Source organism: Dorea sp. ICN-14282 (assembly GCF_037890115.1).
GTDB classification, from domain to species: Bacteria; Bacillota; Clostridia; order Lachnospirales; family Lachnospiraceae; genus Dorea_B; species Dorea_B phocaeensis.
In genome coordinates, this window is sequence record NZ_JBBKBH010000001.1 from 651099 (window position 1) to 667140 (window position 16042).

The 16042-nt window shown below is 43.9% G+C and carries 16 protein-coding genes and 1 other RNA gene; 2 read left to right on the forward strand and 15 right to left on the reverse strand.

Annotated elements, in window-relative coordinates:
• Nucleotides 1-4 precede the first annotated feature (4 nt).
• Nucleotides 5-922, forward strand: a complete 918-nt coding sequence (pyrB, locus tag WKT00_RS03145) for an aspartate carbamoyltransferase (protein WP_101694195.1) — start codon at nt 5-7, stop codon at nt 920-922.
• 14 nt (nt 923-936) lie between these two features.
• Nucleotides 937-1371 (forward strand): aspartate carbamoyltransferase regulatory subunit, encoded by a 435-nt coding sequence (locus WKT00_RS03150; protein ID WP_101694194.1) that lies wholly within the window; start codon nt 937-939, stop codon nt 1369-1371.
• 84 nt (nt 1372-1455) lie between these two features.
• On the opposite strand, the gene rnpB is transcribed toward WKT00_RS03150, so the two are convergent.
• The 15 genes from rnpB to WKT00_RS03225 all read right to left on the reverse strand — a co-directional run bounded on the left by rnpB (nt 1456) and on the right by WKT00_RS03225 (nt 15986).
• An RNA gene (gene rnpB / locus WKT00_RS03155) (RNase P RNA component class A) lies at nt 1456-1880 on the reverse strand.
• A 40-nt stretch (nt 1881-1920) separates the two neighbouring features.
• Nucleotides 1921-2394, reverse strand: coding sequence for a ribonuclease HI (gene rnhA / locus WKT00_RS03160; protein WP_101694193.1), 474 nt, complete (start codon nt 2392-2394; stop codon nt 1921-1923).
• Nucleotides 2385-3125 (reverse strand): MBL fold metallo-hydrolase, encoded by a 741-nt coding sequence (locus tag WKT00_RS03165; protein WP_340260906.1) that lies wholly within the window; start codon nt 3123-3125, stop codon nt 2385-2387. The genes rnhA and WKT00_RS03165 overlap by 10 nt, the downstream gene beginning before the upstream one ends.
• 2 nt (nt 3126-3127) lie before the next feature.
• Nucleotides 3128-3598 carry a MogA/MoaB family molybdenum cofactor biosynthesis protein gene (locus tag WKT00_RS03170; RefSeq protein WP_340260908.1) on the reverse strand — a complete coding sequence of 157 codons (471 nt, stop codon included), beginning with the start codon at nt 3596-3598 and terminating at the stop codon, nt 3128-3130.
• Between the two features lie 53 nt (nt 3599-3651).
• Nucleotides 3652-4341: an LrgB family protein gene (locus WKT00_RS03175; protein ID WP_101694191.1), complete on the reverse strand. Its 690-nt coding sequence runs from the start codon at nt 4339-4341 to the stop codon at nt 3652-3654.
• Nucleotides 4334-4714, reverse strand: coding sequence for a CidA/LrgA family protein (locus WKT00_RS03180; RefSeq protein WP_242962615.1), 381 nt, complete (start codon nt 4712-4714; stop codon nt 4334-4336). The genes WKT00_RS03175 and WKT00_RS03180 overlap by 8 nt, the downstream gene beginning before the upstream one ends.
• Before the next feature lie 93 nt (nt 4715-4807).
• Entirely contained in the window at nt 4808-6280 is a 1473-nt protein-coding gene (gene spoIVA / locus WKT00_RS03185; RefSeq protein WP_340260912.1) for a stage IV sporulation protein A, read from the reverse strand.
• A gap of 78 nt (nt 6281-6358) precedes the next feature.
• Nucleotides 6359-7384, reverse strand: a complete 1026-nt coding sequence (locus WKT00_RS03190) for a TRAP transporter substrate-binding protein (protein ID WP_340260914.1) — start codon at nt 7382-7384, stop codon at nt 6359-6361.
• Nucleotides 7385-7396: 12 nt separating this feature from the next.
• Entirely contained in the window at nt 7397-8686 is a 1290-nt protein-coding gene (locus tag WKT00_RS03195; RefSeq protein WP_173815081.1) for a TRAP transporter large permease, read from the reverse strand.
• Nucleotide 8687: 1 nt separating this feature from the next.
• Nucleotides 8688-9176: a TRAP transporter small permease gene (locus tag WKT00_RS03200; protein ID WP_340260916.1), complete on the reverse strand. Its 489-nt coding sequence runs from the start codon at nt 9174-9176 to the stop codon at nt 8688-8690.
• Nucleotides 9177-9379: 203 nt separating this feature from the next.
• Nucleotides 9380-10672, reverse strand: a complete 1293-nt coding sequence (locus tag WKT00_RS03205) for an MFS transporter (RefSeq protein WP_340260918.1) — start codon at nt 10670-10672, stop codon at nt 9380-9382.
• A gap of 176 nt (nt 10673-10848) precedes the next feature.
• Nucleotides 10849-12141 (reverse strand): MFS transporter, encoded by a 1293-nt coding sequence (locus WKT00_RS03210; RefSeq protein WP_101694184.1) that lies wholly within the window; start codon nt 12139-12141, stop codon nt 10849-10851.
• A gap of 31 nt (nt 12142-12172) precedes the next feature.
• Nucleotides 12173-13048: a shikimate dehydrogenase gene (gene aroE, locus WKT00_RS03215; protein WP_101694183.1), complete on the reverse strand. Its 876-nt coding sequence runs from the start codon at nt 13046-13048 to the stop codon at nt 12173-12175.
• Nucleotides 13049-13124: 76 nt separating this feature from the next.
• Nucleotides 13125-15095, reverse strand: a complete 1971-nt coding sequence (locus WKT00_RS03220; protein WP_340260922.1) for an FAD-dependent oxidoreductase — start codon at nt 15093-15095, stop codon at nt 13125-13127.
• A gap of 54 nt (nt 15096-15149) precedes the next feature.
• Entirely contained in the window at nt 15150-15986 is an 837-nt protein-coding gene (locus WKT00_RS03225; RefSeq protein WP_101694181.1) for a sugar phosphate isomerase/epimerase family protein, read from the reverse strand.
• Nucleotides 15987-16042 lie beyond the last annotated feature (56 nt).

Here is a 16042-nt window from a genome sequence, read left to right on the forward strand (position 1 = left end):
TTTTATGAGACATTTGATGAGTCCACTGGATTTTTCTGTAGAAGAGCTGGACAGACTGATGGACCTTGCGGGAGACATTGAGGCCCATCCGGACAAGTATGCCCATGCCTGTGACGGCAAGAAGCTTGCAACTTTATTCTACGAGCCAAGTACCAGAACGAGATTAAGCCACGAGGCGGCCATGCTGAATCTGGGCGGAAGTATTATGGGATTTTCTTCTGCTGACTCCAGTTCTGCTTCCAAGGGAGAAAGTGTATCTGACACCATCCGCACCATCTCCTGTTACGCCGATATCTGCGCGATGCGCCATCCAAAAGAGGGCGCTCCTATGGTTGCGTGCCGTCACTCTTCCATCCCTGTAATTAATGCCGGAGATGGCGGACATCAGCATCCTACCCAGACCTTGACGGATCTTCTGACCATTCGCTCTTTAAAGGGACGTTTGGATCACATGACCATCGGTCTGTGCGGAGACTTAAAGTTCGGGCGTACCGTCCACTCACTGATCCATGCGTTGGTCAGATATGAAGGGATCCGCTTCGTTCTCATTTCCCCGGAAGAGCTTCGTCTTCCAAGCTATATCCGAGAGGATGTGCTGGATCAAAAAGGCGTTCCTTATGAGGAAGTCGTTCGTCTGGAAGATGCGCTCCCGAATCTGGATCTCCTCTATATGACACGTGTACAGAAGGAGCGTTTCTTCAATGAAGAGGACTATGTACGTATGAAAGACTTCTATATTCTGGACGCCAAGAAAATGGCGCTCGCTCCGGAAGATATGTACGTTCTTCATCCACTCCCACGAGTGAATGAAATCTCCGTGGAAGTAGATGACGATCCAAGAGCTGCTTACTTCAAACAGATGCAGTACGGTGTCTACATCCGTATGGCTCTGATTCTGACACTGCTGGAAATCGAAGTATAGAGGGAGGAAGACAAATGGTAAAGAATACATTGAACGTCGGAAGAATCGAAGAAGGATTCGTGCTGGATCACATCCAGGCCGGAAAAAGTATGGATATCTACAAATATCTGCATCTTGACAAGCTGGACTGCTGTGTGGCAATCATCAAGAATGCAAAGAGCAGCAAAATGGGAAAGAAAGACATTATGAAGATTGAATGTCCGATCGACTTCATGGATCTTGATATTCTCGGATTTATTGACCACAACATCACAGTCAATATCATTCAGGATTCTCAGATTGTAGATAAGAAGTGTCTGCATCTTCCAAAGAAGATCACCAATGTGATCCGCTGCAAGAACCCTAGATGTATCACCTCTATTGAACAGGAATTAGATCATGTATTCGTACTGACTGATCCAGAGAACGAGATCTACCGCTGTCAGTACTGCGAAGAAAAATATCGCTAAAATAGAACCATCAACTATAAAAATCCCTGGCGGGATATATATCCTGCCAGGGATTTTTTGCATATCAAATTCATTTGGTAATAAAAAACAAGCAAGACGATAAGCCGGGTTATGTCGTTGGGTAATCATCTATCTAGACCTGCCGTTACCGGCAGGTTCCAGCAACCTACCTAAGACGTGACGGGCCGCCACATTGTCTTTTTCCGGTCTTGCTTCGGATGGGGTTTACATGTGCCCCTGTTGTTACCAACAGGGCGGTAGTCTCTTACACTGCCTTTCCACCCTTACGTTTGCAATGAGCCACACGCCATTTGGCATCGTATGTAAATAACTTTACACGCCGCCAAATGGGTATGGCGCATGGCTCATTGCAAACGCGGTATATCTCTGTTGCACTGGCCTTGGAGTCGCCTCCACCGGACGTTATCCGGCATCCTGCCCTGTGAAGCCCGGACTTTCCTCACCTGCAGCCTTTCGGCATACGCAGCTGCGATTACCTGTCTTACTTGCTTTGGTTACTATATCATAGTTCTGTCAAAAATACAATTCCTAAATTCCTTCATCCACAATCAGATCCATCCCATCTGCTGCCGTCGTTGCCAGTGTATCGCACCGTTCATTCTGCGGATGTCCATCATGTCCTTTCACCCAGATAAAGCGAACCTGATGCTGCGCCTTTGCCGCCAAAAGCCGTTTCCACAGATCTACATTTTTCACTGGCTCGTTCTTGCCGCGCTTCCAGCCTTTCTTAAGCCATCCATCAATCCAGTGCTGGTTAAATGCATCCACTACGTACTTGGAATCGGAATAAAGTTCTACCTCGCATGGGCGGTTCAGCGCCTCCAGTCCCGCGATTACCGCCATCAGTTCCATACGGTTGTTGGTGGTCTTCCGGTACCCTTGCGAAAGTTCTCTGGTGTGAAGTGTTCCTTTGGAATCTACATATTCCAAAACCGTACCATAACCTCCCGGTCCGTCCGGATTGCCTCTGGCTGCTCCGTCTGTATAGATCTTTACCTGCATGCAGTCTCTCCTTTCAGTTCAAACTTCTGCTGCGGACCTATCACCCGCTGCACTTTTTCTCGATAATCCTCTGATACCGGATCCTTAAGAAACCTTTCGCAGGTTTCGTATTTTTCCCACATATGCATTGGAAATACATAACGGGTCTGGGTATGTCTCATGTAGTAATCCAGCCCCAGACTGTACTGCTCCTGCTGCCTAGGATCCAAAGGAAGAAACGCAATATCAATCCGCCGTCCTTCCAGCACTTTTCGAATCTCATGCTGATAATTACGGCGCATTCTCTCATTGTAAACTTCCCCCTCTTCTTCCCAGTGCCACCAGTTCAAGTCTCCCGCATGATAGAGGCGTATCCCTTCCGTCTCCACCAGAAATGCCACTCCCTGATCTGTAGAGCGAAGCGTTTGAATCTTCAGATCATCAAGCTTTAATTTCTGCCTTGCCTGGACCTTAAGAGTCTGCCCCTTCGGTCCTTTTGCCTGAATATCGTCTGACAAAATGTAGCGGACATGTTCACACTTGTCCGCCCACTGAAAAATTCTTCTCTTAAAATGATCATAATGCGCATGACTTGCAAAAAAGTATACTTGTTTCTTCGTAGAGATAAAGGAAAGATCGCCTTCATAGTAATCAAAAATCAATACCTTCTCTCCGATCTCTACTGCAAATCCGCTGTGCGCCAGGTAAGTCACCTGTACCTTCTGCGTCAGTCTCGACATCGGTTCCTGCATGTTTAGACCTCTCCCTTAACCACTTCTACTGCGTGGTTCAACTCTGGAAGAAGATAACGAAGATCTGCCTTCACAGCCTTTGCCTTTCCAGGAAGATTGATAATCAGCACATCTCCACGGATCCCCGCCGTACCCCTATTTAACATAGAACGCATCGTCAGATTCATCGTGTGTGCCCGCATTGCCTCCGGAATTCCCGGAACTTCCCGGTCAATAATATCCTTCGTTGCCTCCGGCGTGCAGTCCTGAGGCTTACATCCGGCGCCCCCTGTCGTTAAGATCAGATCTGTCAAATGACCGTCTGCCATTCTCTGCATCACAGTTCCCAGCACTTTTCTATCTAACGGCAACGCCTTTTGGAACACGATGTCCCATCCTGCCTCTTTCATCATCTCTCTGATAACAGCGCCAGACTCATCTGCCTCTGTCTCTCTGTATATTTCTGTGTTTGCTGTGATAATCGCAACTCTCATATTGTACCTCCAAGATCTTTCGTTTATAAATATGTATCTTTATACTACCCTTTTTATATAAATAATGCAATCATTACCGTACAGATTCCTGCAACTCCCACTGCCACACCGCTGACGGCGCCTTCCACTTCTCCTATCTCCAATGCTTTGGCTGTACCAACGGCATGACTCGCCGTACCGAACGCCACACCGATTGCCACCGGATCCTTCAGCCTAAGCATACGGATAATAATCGGGTGCAGAATCGCCCCGGCCGTACCACAGATCACCACCGCCATCATCGTCACTGATTTGAGTCCTCCCAACTGGGTAGACACGTCAATGGCTATAGCTGTCGTCACTGACTTCGGAAAAAGGGAATATAACATCTCACTGTGCAGCGCCAGCATCCGGCAAAGGATCACCGTACTTCCCATGGACAGAAGACTTCCGCCCAGACACCCGATCACAATTGGGAAAAATTCTTCCTTCAGCACCTTTCTCTGCCGATAAATGGAAAGTCCAAGCATTGCCGTTACCGGTACCAGAAAGAAGGTCACATACTGCGCCCCTTTCATATAATCCTCATACGGAATGTGAAACAGCTTCAATACTGCCACACAAATGATCATCGCAATCAACAGCGAATTCGCCAGCGGAGATTTCACCTTCTTCGCTACCAAATCCCCGATATAGAAGCTTCCCACCGTCAGAAACAGCCCGAAAAAGGGATTGGCACACAAGTCATAAAACACCTTACTCATGCTTCTTTCCTCCCTTCTTCATAAGCCTACTCATACACTTCTGAACCAGCCTTACCGTTCCGTATGTTCCCAGGAATGTTAAAATCAAGGAGATTCCTACCACAATCAGGAATCCTGCCGCCTGCCCTTTCAACAGCTCCAGGTCTTCCACCATTCCCACGGCCAGCGGCACGAACACCAGCGCCATGTTCTTCAACATAAAATCGGCAGTCTCCTGAATCTGCTGCTCTTTTAAAAGCTTAGCACCAAGCAGAATCGCAAGAATCAGAATTGCCGCCACACTGCTGGGAAATGCAAAAGGCAGAAATGCTACCAAAGCCTCCGCAGCCAGACAGATTGCAAGAATCAGCGTGAGCTGTTTTAGTATCTTCATATTCATTCTCTTTCGTCCCCGTCTTTCTATCTCTTATTTTACTTTCACGTTTTATTATTATAGCAAAAAAAAGTGTATTTGACTATGCCGGGATTAAATAATAATGCACACCATCCCACCATTACTGTCATTTACAATTTTCTGCATGGTATCCTGCAGCTTCTCCTGACTCTCATCACCAATCATCGCAATTTTCTGCTGCATACCGTCCATCACAAGTTCTTCCACTGTCTTTCCGAAGATATTTGTCTTCCAGATTCCGCCTTCTTCCTCTCCAGCCTCTTTGATATATCGAACCAGATCCTGGGCCTGCTGCTCATTTCCGACGATGGGGGCGATCTCCGTCTCTACATTGGCGCGAATCAGATGAATGGACGGCGCCTCGGAACGAATCTTCACTCCGTATTTATTGCCCTGCTTGATCAGAACCGGCGCATCCAGCGCAATCTCTTCTTTCGCCGGACTGACGACACCGTAACCTTTCATCCGCACGGAGGCAAATGCATCCCGTACTCCCTCATACTCTGTCTTCAACTCAGAAAGCTCTTTCATGGCGGCAATCAGCTCATACTGGCCTGCGATAGGGGTGCCAGTCATCTCGCTTAACATTTCATAATAATACTTTTCCGCCACCTGGATACGTACATCCACACACCCGCTGTCCATAGCAATGTGATCCACCTTCATTTCCTCAAGATAGTCACTCTCTACCGGCGCAATCCCTGATGCCGCATCCCGAATCTCACCGAATCCATCCAAAATCCCTCTGATATGTATTAGCAGATCCTGTTTGATCCGATGATCTCTTGGAAGCATCTCCACCCATTTGGGAACAAAGAAACGAACCTCGCAAACCGGGAACGCATAGAGCACCGTCTCCATGATGTGACAGATATCCTCTTCCTTCAACTGCTCACAGTTGACCGGCATCGCCGGAATCTGATACTTCTTTTGCAGTTCTTCCGCTGTCGCCTTCGCCTCTTCAGAGTACGGTTTTTTCGAGTTCACCAGCACTACGAACGGCTTCCCGATACTTTTTAATTCCTGAATAACTTTTTCTTCGGCTTCTCTGTAACTCTCCCTTGGAAGATCGGTAATACTTCCATCTGTTGTAATCACAATTCCAATCGTGGAGTGATCGTGAATCACTTTGCGGGTTCCAATAGCCGCCGCCTTGGTAAAAGGAATCTCATGGTCAAACCAGGGTGTACGCACCTGGCGCTCTGCACTTCCTTCCACATGACCGGAAGCTCCGTCTACCATATACCCCACACAATCGATCAGCCGAAGCTTCACCTGTACGTCATCCGACAGTCTTATCACGGCCGCCTCTTTGGGAATAAATTTAGGTTCCGTCGTCATAATCGTCCGTCCTGACGCGGACTGCGGCAGTTCATCCTTCGTCCGTTCTCTGTCGTTGTAATCTTCCATATTGGGCAGCACCAGCACATCCATAAACCGTTTGATAAACGTAGATTTCCCTGTTCTTACCGGTCCTACCACTCCAATATAAATCTCTCCGTGCGTTCTGGCTTGTATATCTTTGTATAGCTGAAATGGATTCATACAAATACCCCCTTGTTCTGCTGATAACAGCATATGCAAGAGGGTATCTTTTCTAGAACATTTCTTCTTATATTCTTTTTATTTTGTTCCCATGTAGAGATCTACCAGTTTATCTCCTGCCTGTTTTCGGATATTTTCATATACCGGTGCGCAGGCATCCTGCATCTCTTTCCATGTCTCATCATCTGGTTCGATGATTGTCATTCCTTCTTTTTCCAGAGTCTTTTTTCTTTCCTCACGGCGCTCATCTGCCTGCTCTCTGGCTGCTTCCTGTGCGTTTGCAGCTGCCTCGCGAATGATTGTTTGCTGCTTTTTACTAAGACCTTCCAAGAACTTATCACTAACAATCAAGGTTACATAGTCAGGTACTGCATTTGTCTCAATGACATACTCCTGCTGTTCATAAAGCTTTGCGCTTACCAATAATTCATAAGCATTCTCCTGTGCATCGATGGTTCCCTGCTGAAGACCAATATACACTTCACTGAAGGTCATTGGTGTGGGATTCGCCCCTAGAGCCTTCCAAAACTGAAGGTGGTATGGGTTCTCCATCGTACGAATCTTCTGTCCCTTAAAGCTTTCAAATCCATCAAACGGCTTTGCTGAAGTCATGACACGGTAGCACTGATCTGCCATTCCTAACAGCTGATATCCGGCATTCTTATAAATCCCCTGAATAATCTTCTGGAATTCTTCTCCATCAACTGCCTTTCTAGCATCATCAATATCATCAAATGCACATGGAATATCAAATACACAGAGTTCCGGCATAAAGCTTACCTGTGGGGCCGGCGACTGCACAACGAATGGGATATCCTGGTCTTTGCAACTTTCCAGAAGCTCACGGTCTCCACCTAGTGTACTCTGCGGATATACCTGAATCTTCATCTTTCCATCACTTAATTTTCCAACTTCCTCTGCAAATGTAGAAGCAAACACGTGAGTAATCGTCTCTTCCGTACTACAGGTAGCCAAAGGCCATGCATACCGCTGCTCCTCTTCTTCCGACTGTTTTCGGGAGGACCCGGTAGCGCCAAAAGCGATGACGCCTACGGTAATTCCAAGAAGAGCAACAACAATAATTGCGCGATATATTCTTTTCATTTTCTCTCCTCCTTATAACAAGATCAGACTGATCTGTGGAATAAACGTAATCAGTAACAATGCAATTAAGAAATATCCAATCAGTGGAAGTGCACGCTTTGCAATATCCACGACCGGAATATCTGTCAAAGAGCTTGCCACAAACAGGTTCACTCCAATCGGAGGAGTTACAAATCCAATTGCCAGGTTAACAACCATCATAACACCAAAGTGAATTGGGTTCACACCGATTCCTGTCATAATTGGCATCAAAATCGGCGTAAGAATCAAGATCGCAGGTGTCGTATCCATGATCATTCCAACCAGTAATAAGAAGATATTTACAACAATTAAGATCACTACCTTACTAGAGAAATTCTCTAGAATCCAGCCGCTGATCGTCTGTGGAATCTGCATCAACGTAAGTACACGTGAGAATGCAATAGACGCTGCCAGAATAAAGAGAATCGGAGCATAGGTCTTTACTGCTTCTGCAAATACCGGATAAAGATCTTTGAACTTCAAGGACTTATAAATAAATAAGCTGACAATCAAAGAATAAAATACAGAAATAACTGCCGCTTCTGTCGGAGATGCGATTCCTGAATAAATGCAACCAAGAATAATGATTGGAGAAAGTACTGCAAAGAAACTACTCTTGAATACTTTCCATAATCCCTGCTCTCTTAACTGATCAATCTCATGATTAATCTTCTTTTTATCTTCACCATTCTTCTTACAATATACAACAGCATACACCATTAACATTCCGCCAATTAAAAGTCCCGGTACGATACCTGCCAGGAAGATATCACTTACAGATACTCCGGATGCCATACCGAACATAATGAATGGAATACTAGGCGGAATGATAACACCTAAACTTCCTGCAACAGCAACTAACGCCGTACAGAATTTCTTATCATATCCTAAGTTTACCAAAAGTGGGATTGTCATACTTCCAACAGCTGCAACTGTCGCAATACCTGAGCCTGAGATCGCTCCGTAAAACAGACAAGTAACTACAACCGCACATGGAAGTCCAGCCGTCTTCTTTCCTATAAAATAAGAGAAGAGATCAAACAGTCTCTTTGAAATTCCTCCTCTTGCCATAATAATACCAGAAAGAATAAACATTGGAACGGCAAGCAAAGGGAAGCTATCAAGCCCTCCAAACATCGAACGCACGACATAAGTTGCGCTTGCAGTAAAGGAAGCATCAAATGCTCCTGGTAATACGGACACGATTCCAAGAGAAGTCGAAATCGGTATTGCAATCAATAAACATACAAAAAACAAAAACAGTACTAATCCGGCTGACATCTTACACTTCCTCCTTTCCTAGAATCATTTCTACTCTTTGAACCCATTTTTGAATCAATCGAAATACACATAATGCAAAACTGATCACAGCAGAGGATTGGATAATCCACATCGGAATTCCACACGCAGGACTCAACTGTCCGCTCTCCACCTGTGCTATCATATAATTCCATGCAAACGGAATTAAGTATGCAAAAAATATAAGTTGTATGGTATAGCTGATCAGGCGGAAATAGTGAACACCCTTCCCAGGAAGCATACCCACTAACTGATCAATCTTCACAGATGCACTCTTCTTGATACAGAAGCTTGCACTAAAAAAACCAGAGATGATAAACATAAATCTTGTAATCTCCTCTGACCAGGATAACGAAGAAGAAAATACATATCTTGCTGTAATCTGAACTCCCATAATACAAGTCATCGCACACAACAGTACAAGCAATAAAGCTTCTTCCAGATAGTCATCCAACCACTTTAGTACTTTCATGATGATCCTCCATTCCACATTGTTTGTCTTTTAACAAACAACTGTTTGTTTATAATTTAACATGCAAAAGAGACTCTGTCTAATGAATACTTCTTCACAGATCCATACACAAAATCCATCAATTACTAACTCTCCGCGCTGAAAGAGAGATCCTGCCCACTGAACCAGAATCTCTCTTTGTATCAACCAATCTGTAAACCGTCTTATTTGCTAAGTGCGCTCTTTCCAAAAATCTTCTTATGCTGAGCTACCAGATACAGAGAACTTAAAATTGCAAGTCCTGCAAATACTAATAACATAATCATTAATGTATAAACTGCGTTTGCCTCTCCAGATGCCTTTGTAAGCTGTGCTGCTACAACCGGAATCAGGTAGCTTGCTGCTCCCATGAAGGTATAGTAGATACCTGTGTTTCTTCCTTTTGGTCCTGGATTGAATAACTGTACTACTGCAAGTCCTGTCTGAAGCGCTCCACCTGCTGCAAAAAATCCAAGCATTGTAATTGCAATGTAGATTACTGCTACCTGATGGATGAATAATACGGCTGCAAGTGCTGCTGCTGTACAAATAGAGTCAATCAAAATAACTTTTAATGGGTTCCATTTTAATTTTCCCATCATAAATGCCCAGAACAGTACTGCGCAAAGTGAACCTACTGTGTAGATAGATGTCATACCTGCCGCCTGCATCTCGGAAAGTCCACATACAGATAATCCGAATGCTTTGGTGTACTGCTGTGCACCATACATGATTGCCATACATAAGAATGCATAGAACATGATCAAGAATACAACTAATTTGTTTGGCTTCTGAAGCATCGCTGCTTTCGCTGCGTTAATTTCATCCTGAATTGCATTGTGATCTTTATTTGCCTCTCCTTTTGCTGCCTTCTTCTGATCATCGTATACAAATGGTGCGATCAGTGCAAGTGCCAGACATACGAAGGACATTACAAGTGGAATAATTACGTTCATCTTCCAGTTCCCATTGCTTGCATTCTGTACTACCATCAATGGATATACCATACCGGATAAAGATACGAAGAACTTAATTCCAATTAATGCAGATCCTGGTGCTGCCGGGCATGCTTCCTGTACCGCCGGGTATCCTGCTGCATCCCAGAATCCAGATGTTGCAACACCTGTTAAGAATCCACATACAGATGCGATTAATGCATTCTGTGTAAATAAGAATCCCAAGAAACAGATGATGTAAAGTACAGCTCCACCAACCATCATTTTCTTACGTCCTACACGGTCAGAGATCTCTCCTCCGATCCATACGCTGACGAATTTACCAAATCCTGTCCACGCAATTGCAGTACTTACTGCTGCAAGTCCTGCTGCATAAGCTGCTGATTCAGGGTTGGACATATCAAATCCCCACTGAATTGCAAAGTTAACGTTATTCTGTCCAAGAATAAGCGCCTGAATTCCGTGTGTCAGATAACACATATACACACAGATGATTGACCATAAATACTTTTTTGCTTTCATTCCTTCTTCTCCTTCTATCCATAGATGTTTTTTTATGGTTTTTGTGCTTTTTATTAAAAATCCTCTGGTACTTTCTATAGATCGTCTTTTTTTTAACAATCCATTGCCAAGAAAAAGCTCTGCCTTTTTAGACTAAAGGCAAAGCCTTTTCTCCTTATTATATTAGGAAAAGATTTTTATTTGCTAAGTGCGCTCTTTCCAAAGATCTTCTTGTGCTGAGCTACCAGATACAGAGAACTTAAAATTGCAAGTCCTGCAAATACTAATAACATAATCATTAATGTGTAAACTGCGTTTGCCTCTCCAGATGCCTTTGTAAGCTGTGCTGCTACAACCGGAATCAGGTAACTTGCTGCTCCCATGAAGGTATAGTAGATACCTGTGTTTCTTCCTTTTGGTCCTGGATTGAATAACTGTACTACTGCAAGTCCTGTCTGAAGCGCTCCACCTGCTGCAAAAAATCCAAGCATTGTAATTGCAATGTAGATTACTGCTACCTGATGGATGAATAATACGGCTGCAAGTGCTGCTGCTGTACAAATAGAGTCAATCAAAATAACTTTTAATGGGTTCCATTTTAATTTTCCCATCATAAATGCCCAGAACAGTACTGCGCAAAGTGAACCTACTGTGTAGATAGATGTCATACCTGCCGCCTGCATCTCGGAAAGTCCACATACAGATAATCCGAATGCTTTGGTGTACTGCTGTGCACCATACATGATTGCCATACATAAGAATGCATAGAACATGATCAAGAATACAACTAATTTGTTTGGCTTCTGAAGCATCGCTGCTTTCGCTGCGTTAATTTCATCCTGAATTGCATTGTGATCTTTATTTGCCTCTCCTTTTGCTGCCTTCTTCTGATCATCGTATACAAATGGTGCGATCAGTGCAAGTGCCAGACATACGAAGGACATTACAAGTGGAATAATTACGTTCATCTTCCAGTTCCCATTGCTTGCATTCTGTACTACCATCAATGGATATACCATACCGGATAAAGATACGAAGAACTTAATTCCAATTAATGCAGATCCTGGTGCTGCCGGGCATGCTTCCTGTACCGCCGGGTATCCTGCTGCATCCCAGAATCCAGATGTTGCAACACCTGTTAAGAATCCACATACAGATGCGATTAATGCATTCTGTGTAAATAAGAATCCCAAGAAACAGATGATGTAAAGTACAGCTCCACCAACCATCATTTTCTTACGTCCTACACGGTCAGAGATCTCTCCTCCGATCCATACGCTGATGAATTTACCAAATCCTGTCCACGCAATTGCAGTACTTACTGCTGCAAGTCCTGCTGCATAAGCTGCTGATTCAGGGTTGGACATATCAAATCCCCACTGAATTGCAAAGTTGACGTTATTCTGTCCAAGAATAAGCGCCTGAATTCCGTGTGTCAGATAACACATATACACACAGATGATTGACCATAGATACTTCTTAGCCTTCATTCTCTCTTCTCCTTTTAACCTTTGTAGTAATTTATTTTGCCTGCTGTTTCTGGAATTCCTGATATTCAGCAAGAGGCATCTCTTTTCCAACAAAAAGCTCGTAGTTTACAGCTCCCTGCTGCTGAAGCATTCCTACTCCACCGATTGCTTTGCATCCTGCTTCTTCTGCTTCTACAATCATCTTTGTTTTTTCTGGATTATAAACAGTGTCAGCTACAACCAAATCTTTATGGAATAAAGATTTGTCAACCAATGTTACATCTTCATAAGGTTTCATTCCCATTGTTGTCGCATTGATCAGAATATCACATTCCTTTACAGCCTGTGCAAGCTTTTCTGCATCTTCCAGATGATCTACCGTCACTACACAGTCCGGGCATTTCTCTGTCAGTTTTGCTTTGGTGCTCTCAGCTCTCTCATAGAACTTATCATCAATATTGAAGATCTTCACTTCTTTTGCTCCGTCAAGGGCAAGCTGTACCTGAATTGCAGTTGCTGCTCCACCAGCTCCTAACACAACTGTCTTTTTATCTTTTACCGGCGCTCCATTGATCTCAAGATTTTTCACAAATCCGATACCGTCTGTAATATGTCCTGTAATCACTCCGTCATCGTTAACGAATACGTTACATGCTCCGATGATCTCTGCTGCCGGAGACAGTTTATCAACCAGTTTTGCTGCAATGTTCTTGCATGGCATGGTAAAGTTACCCCCACGCATATTGAATAACTTAATTGCTTCAAAAGTTTTTGGCATCTGCTCTTCTGTTACGTCAAATGCCAGATAGGCATAGTCCAGTCCATCATGCTGGAAGCTGAAATTATACATTGCTGGGGATCCGGAATGTCCAACTGGTGTTCCGAATAATCCCATCAAACCAGTATGTCCTGAAATTCTTTTTTCCATCTTGGTTTCCTCCTGATGTTATATTTTATTCCAAGCTCTGTCCTCGTTCAAGACAGAGCTTTTATTCTTATATTTCTTACAATTTTAATGCTACATCGTAAGCTTCTTTGGTTGCATCCAGCGCACGACGTGCTCTAACTGCATCTCCTACTACGTGTACTTCCGGTACAATTGCTCTTAATTCATCTGCAAAATCGTATACAACTTCCTGTCCTTCTCTATGTGTATAGCGTGAGCTGAATCCCATGGACAGAACAACGGTATCAAATCCTCTTACTTCGTAAAGTGTTTCATCGGATTTGTCTGCTGCGTTCTTGTAGCTTACACCGTCAGAGAAGATCTCAGAAACTGCTGCGTCTGTAATCTTCTGTACACCGTATTTCTCCAATCCTTCCATCAGGAAGATTCTATGTTCATGGATCACATCTGGTCCAATCTCGTGTCTCATCTCAATTACAGATACGTCATGCCCCTGCTCAGCCAGGAATTCTGCAGTCTCTGCTCCGACCATACCACCGCCGACAACAAGCACTTTATGTCCTACCGAACGAGATCCATCCAGGCAATCTACTCCATGCACAATATCTGGATTCTGAATTCCTTTGATGAATGGAAGAATGAGGGTTTCAGATCCTGTTGCAAGGATGACTGCATCTGGAGTATCAGATTTCAGCATTTCAGCTGTAACCTTTGTGTTCATCTTGATATCTACACCGGCTTTTTCGCATTTTACAATGTAGCTTCTGATCATGTTGGTAATATCACCTTTTCCTGGTGGATACGCAGCCAATCTCATATTTCCACCAAGACGATCGGTTGCTTCAAACAAGGTAACATCATGTCCACGTCTCTTTGCCGTAAATGCTGCGCACATACCCGCAACACCACCACCGATTACGTATACTTTTTTCTTCTTTTCTGCCAGTGGAAGACCTTCTGACTCACGGCCAAGAACCGGGTTAGTCAAACAACAGATCGGCTGTCCAGCATACATATTAGCCACACATCCCTGAAGACATGCGATACAAGGTGTCATATCTTCCAGTCTTTCCTCCATTGCTTTCAAAGGCATATGTGGATCTGCCAGAGACTGACGTCCAAATGCAACCAAATCAGCTCTTCCTTTCTTTACCATAATCTCCGCAAACTGTGGTTCTGTGTAACGTCCTACGGTAATAACCGGAATGGACACACATTTCTTAATATTCTCTACAAGCTCTGCCGAGAATCCGCCATGGATACCTGTCGGTGCCCACATATACTCGTCTTTCAGATGTACGGCACGGGATACATGTAATCCGTCCACTCCACACTCTTCCAGATATTCAGCAATCGCACACATATCGTGATTATCCAGTCCTCCAAACATATCTTCAGTACTGTTGATACGTGCAAGAACCGCGATTTTTCCTTCTGTTCTAGCTTTTACTTCTTCGATGATCAGGCGGGAAAATCTCATACGGTTCTCAAAACTTCCGCCGAACTCATCCACACGTTTATTTGTTCTTGGTGACAGGAAAGAGTTTACTAAATATCCATGCGCCATATGGATTTCTACCGCATCAACGCCGCCCTTCATTGCACGTACTGCTGCTTCTCCATATCCTTTTACCAGTTCATATACTTTTTCAGTTGGAACTTCTACCGGAATATCTCTTCCATCTGAACTCTGAATTGCAGTTGCCGCTTCAATCGGTGCTCCCGCATTCTTAGCATTTCCTTCCGGTCCTGCATTCTGAAGCTGAACGGACACCTTCGCTCCTTCTTTGTGACAGGCATCTGTAATTCTCTTCAAGCTTTCAATACTGTCATCATTATAAAGACAAGGCTTTCTCGGTCCTCCCTTAGCTCCCTGATGTACAACAGAAGCTTCGATTGTAATCAGACCAAACTGTCCTTTTGCACGTTCTCCATAGTAAGCCGCAGACTGTTCACTCCATGTTCCATCTGTATTTGCAAAGTTGTTTCCCATCGGAGGAACCACAAAACGGTTCTTTACAGTCATAGGTCCGATTTGGATTGGTGAAAACATTGCATTAAATTTCATATTCTCTTCCTCTCTTATCTCTCTATCAGATTCTTCTATTCCTTATACTTCCGATTAGTCTACCATCTCAGGCCATGCTTCTTTGAGAACTTTCTCTGTATTCTCATATGTATAAGCTGCTGCTTCTTTGATTCCTCTTCCAAGGATCTCATCAGAGATAACTTCTACACCGATTACCTTTGGATCGATACCGGCATCTTTGATCATCTTTACAAATCCTGCTGTGTCTTTCGCTCCTGTTCCAGGTGCCAGACGATCATGCATAGACTCATCTCTTAAAATAGTTTTTGCATATGGTCTGTCGTATGCATCGTTGATCTGGATGGAGATAACCTTCTTCGCAATTTCTTCTGTTAAGATATCAAACGGCTGATCCGCTCTTACCCAATGCCATGTATCAAGAATTAACATTGCATTTTCACATCCAGAAGCCTTTACAACCTCCCATCCCTTTTTCAGATCCGGAATACCGCTGTATGGCATTGGCTCAACACCAATAATGTATTTTCCGGCTCTCTGGCACAGTTCTTTTAACTTCTGTGCTGTATACTCTACAGAGTAGTTCTCCATCAAACCACAGTTGATATGGCCAACTCCGAAGAGTTCACACATATGAAAGCACATCTGCTCTTTGTACTTCTGCTCGTAAGAACGATGCTCTTCACACCACTGTACGATGTATTCTACCTCTGTTACTTTCATTCCGTGCTTGTCAAGGATTGTAAGAATATCTTCATCATGAAGTCCTTCGTTCAATGCGTCTACATAAGTCTCTGCACGAAGACCGATTCCTTCATATCCAGCCTCTTTTGCCGCAATAACACGATCTTCGAATTTGCACTGATCTCCAAGTGTCCAGGAACTTACTGTGATTGGATTCTTTGTTGACATAATACTTTTCTCCTTCCATTGTTTAAATTGAACATGTTTTTTGTATTTTCCAGGTT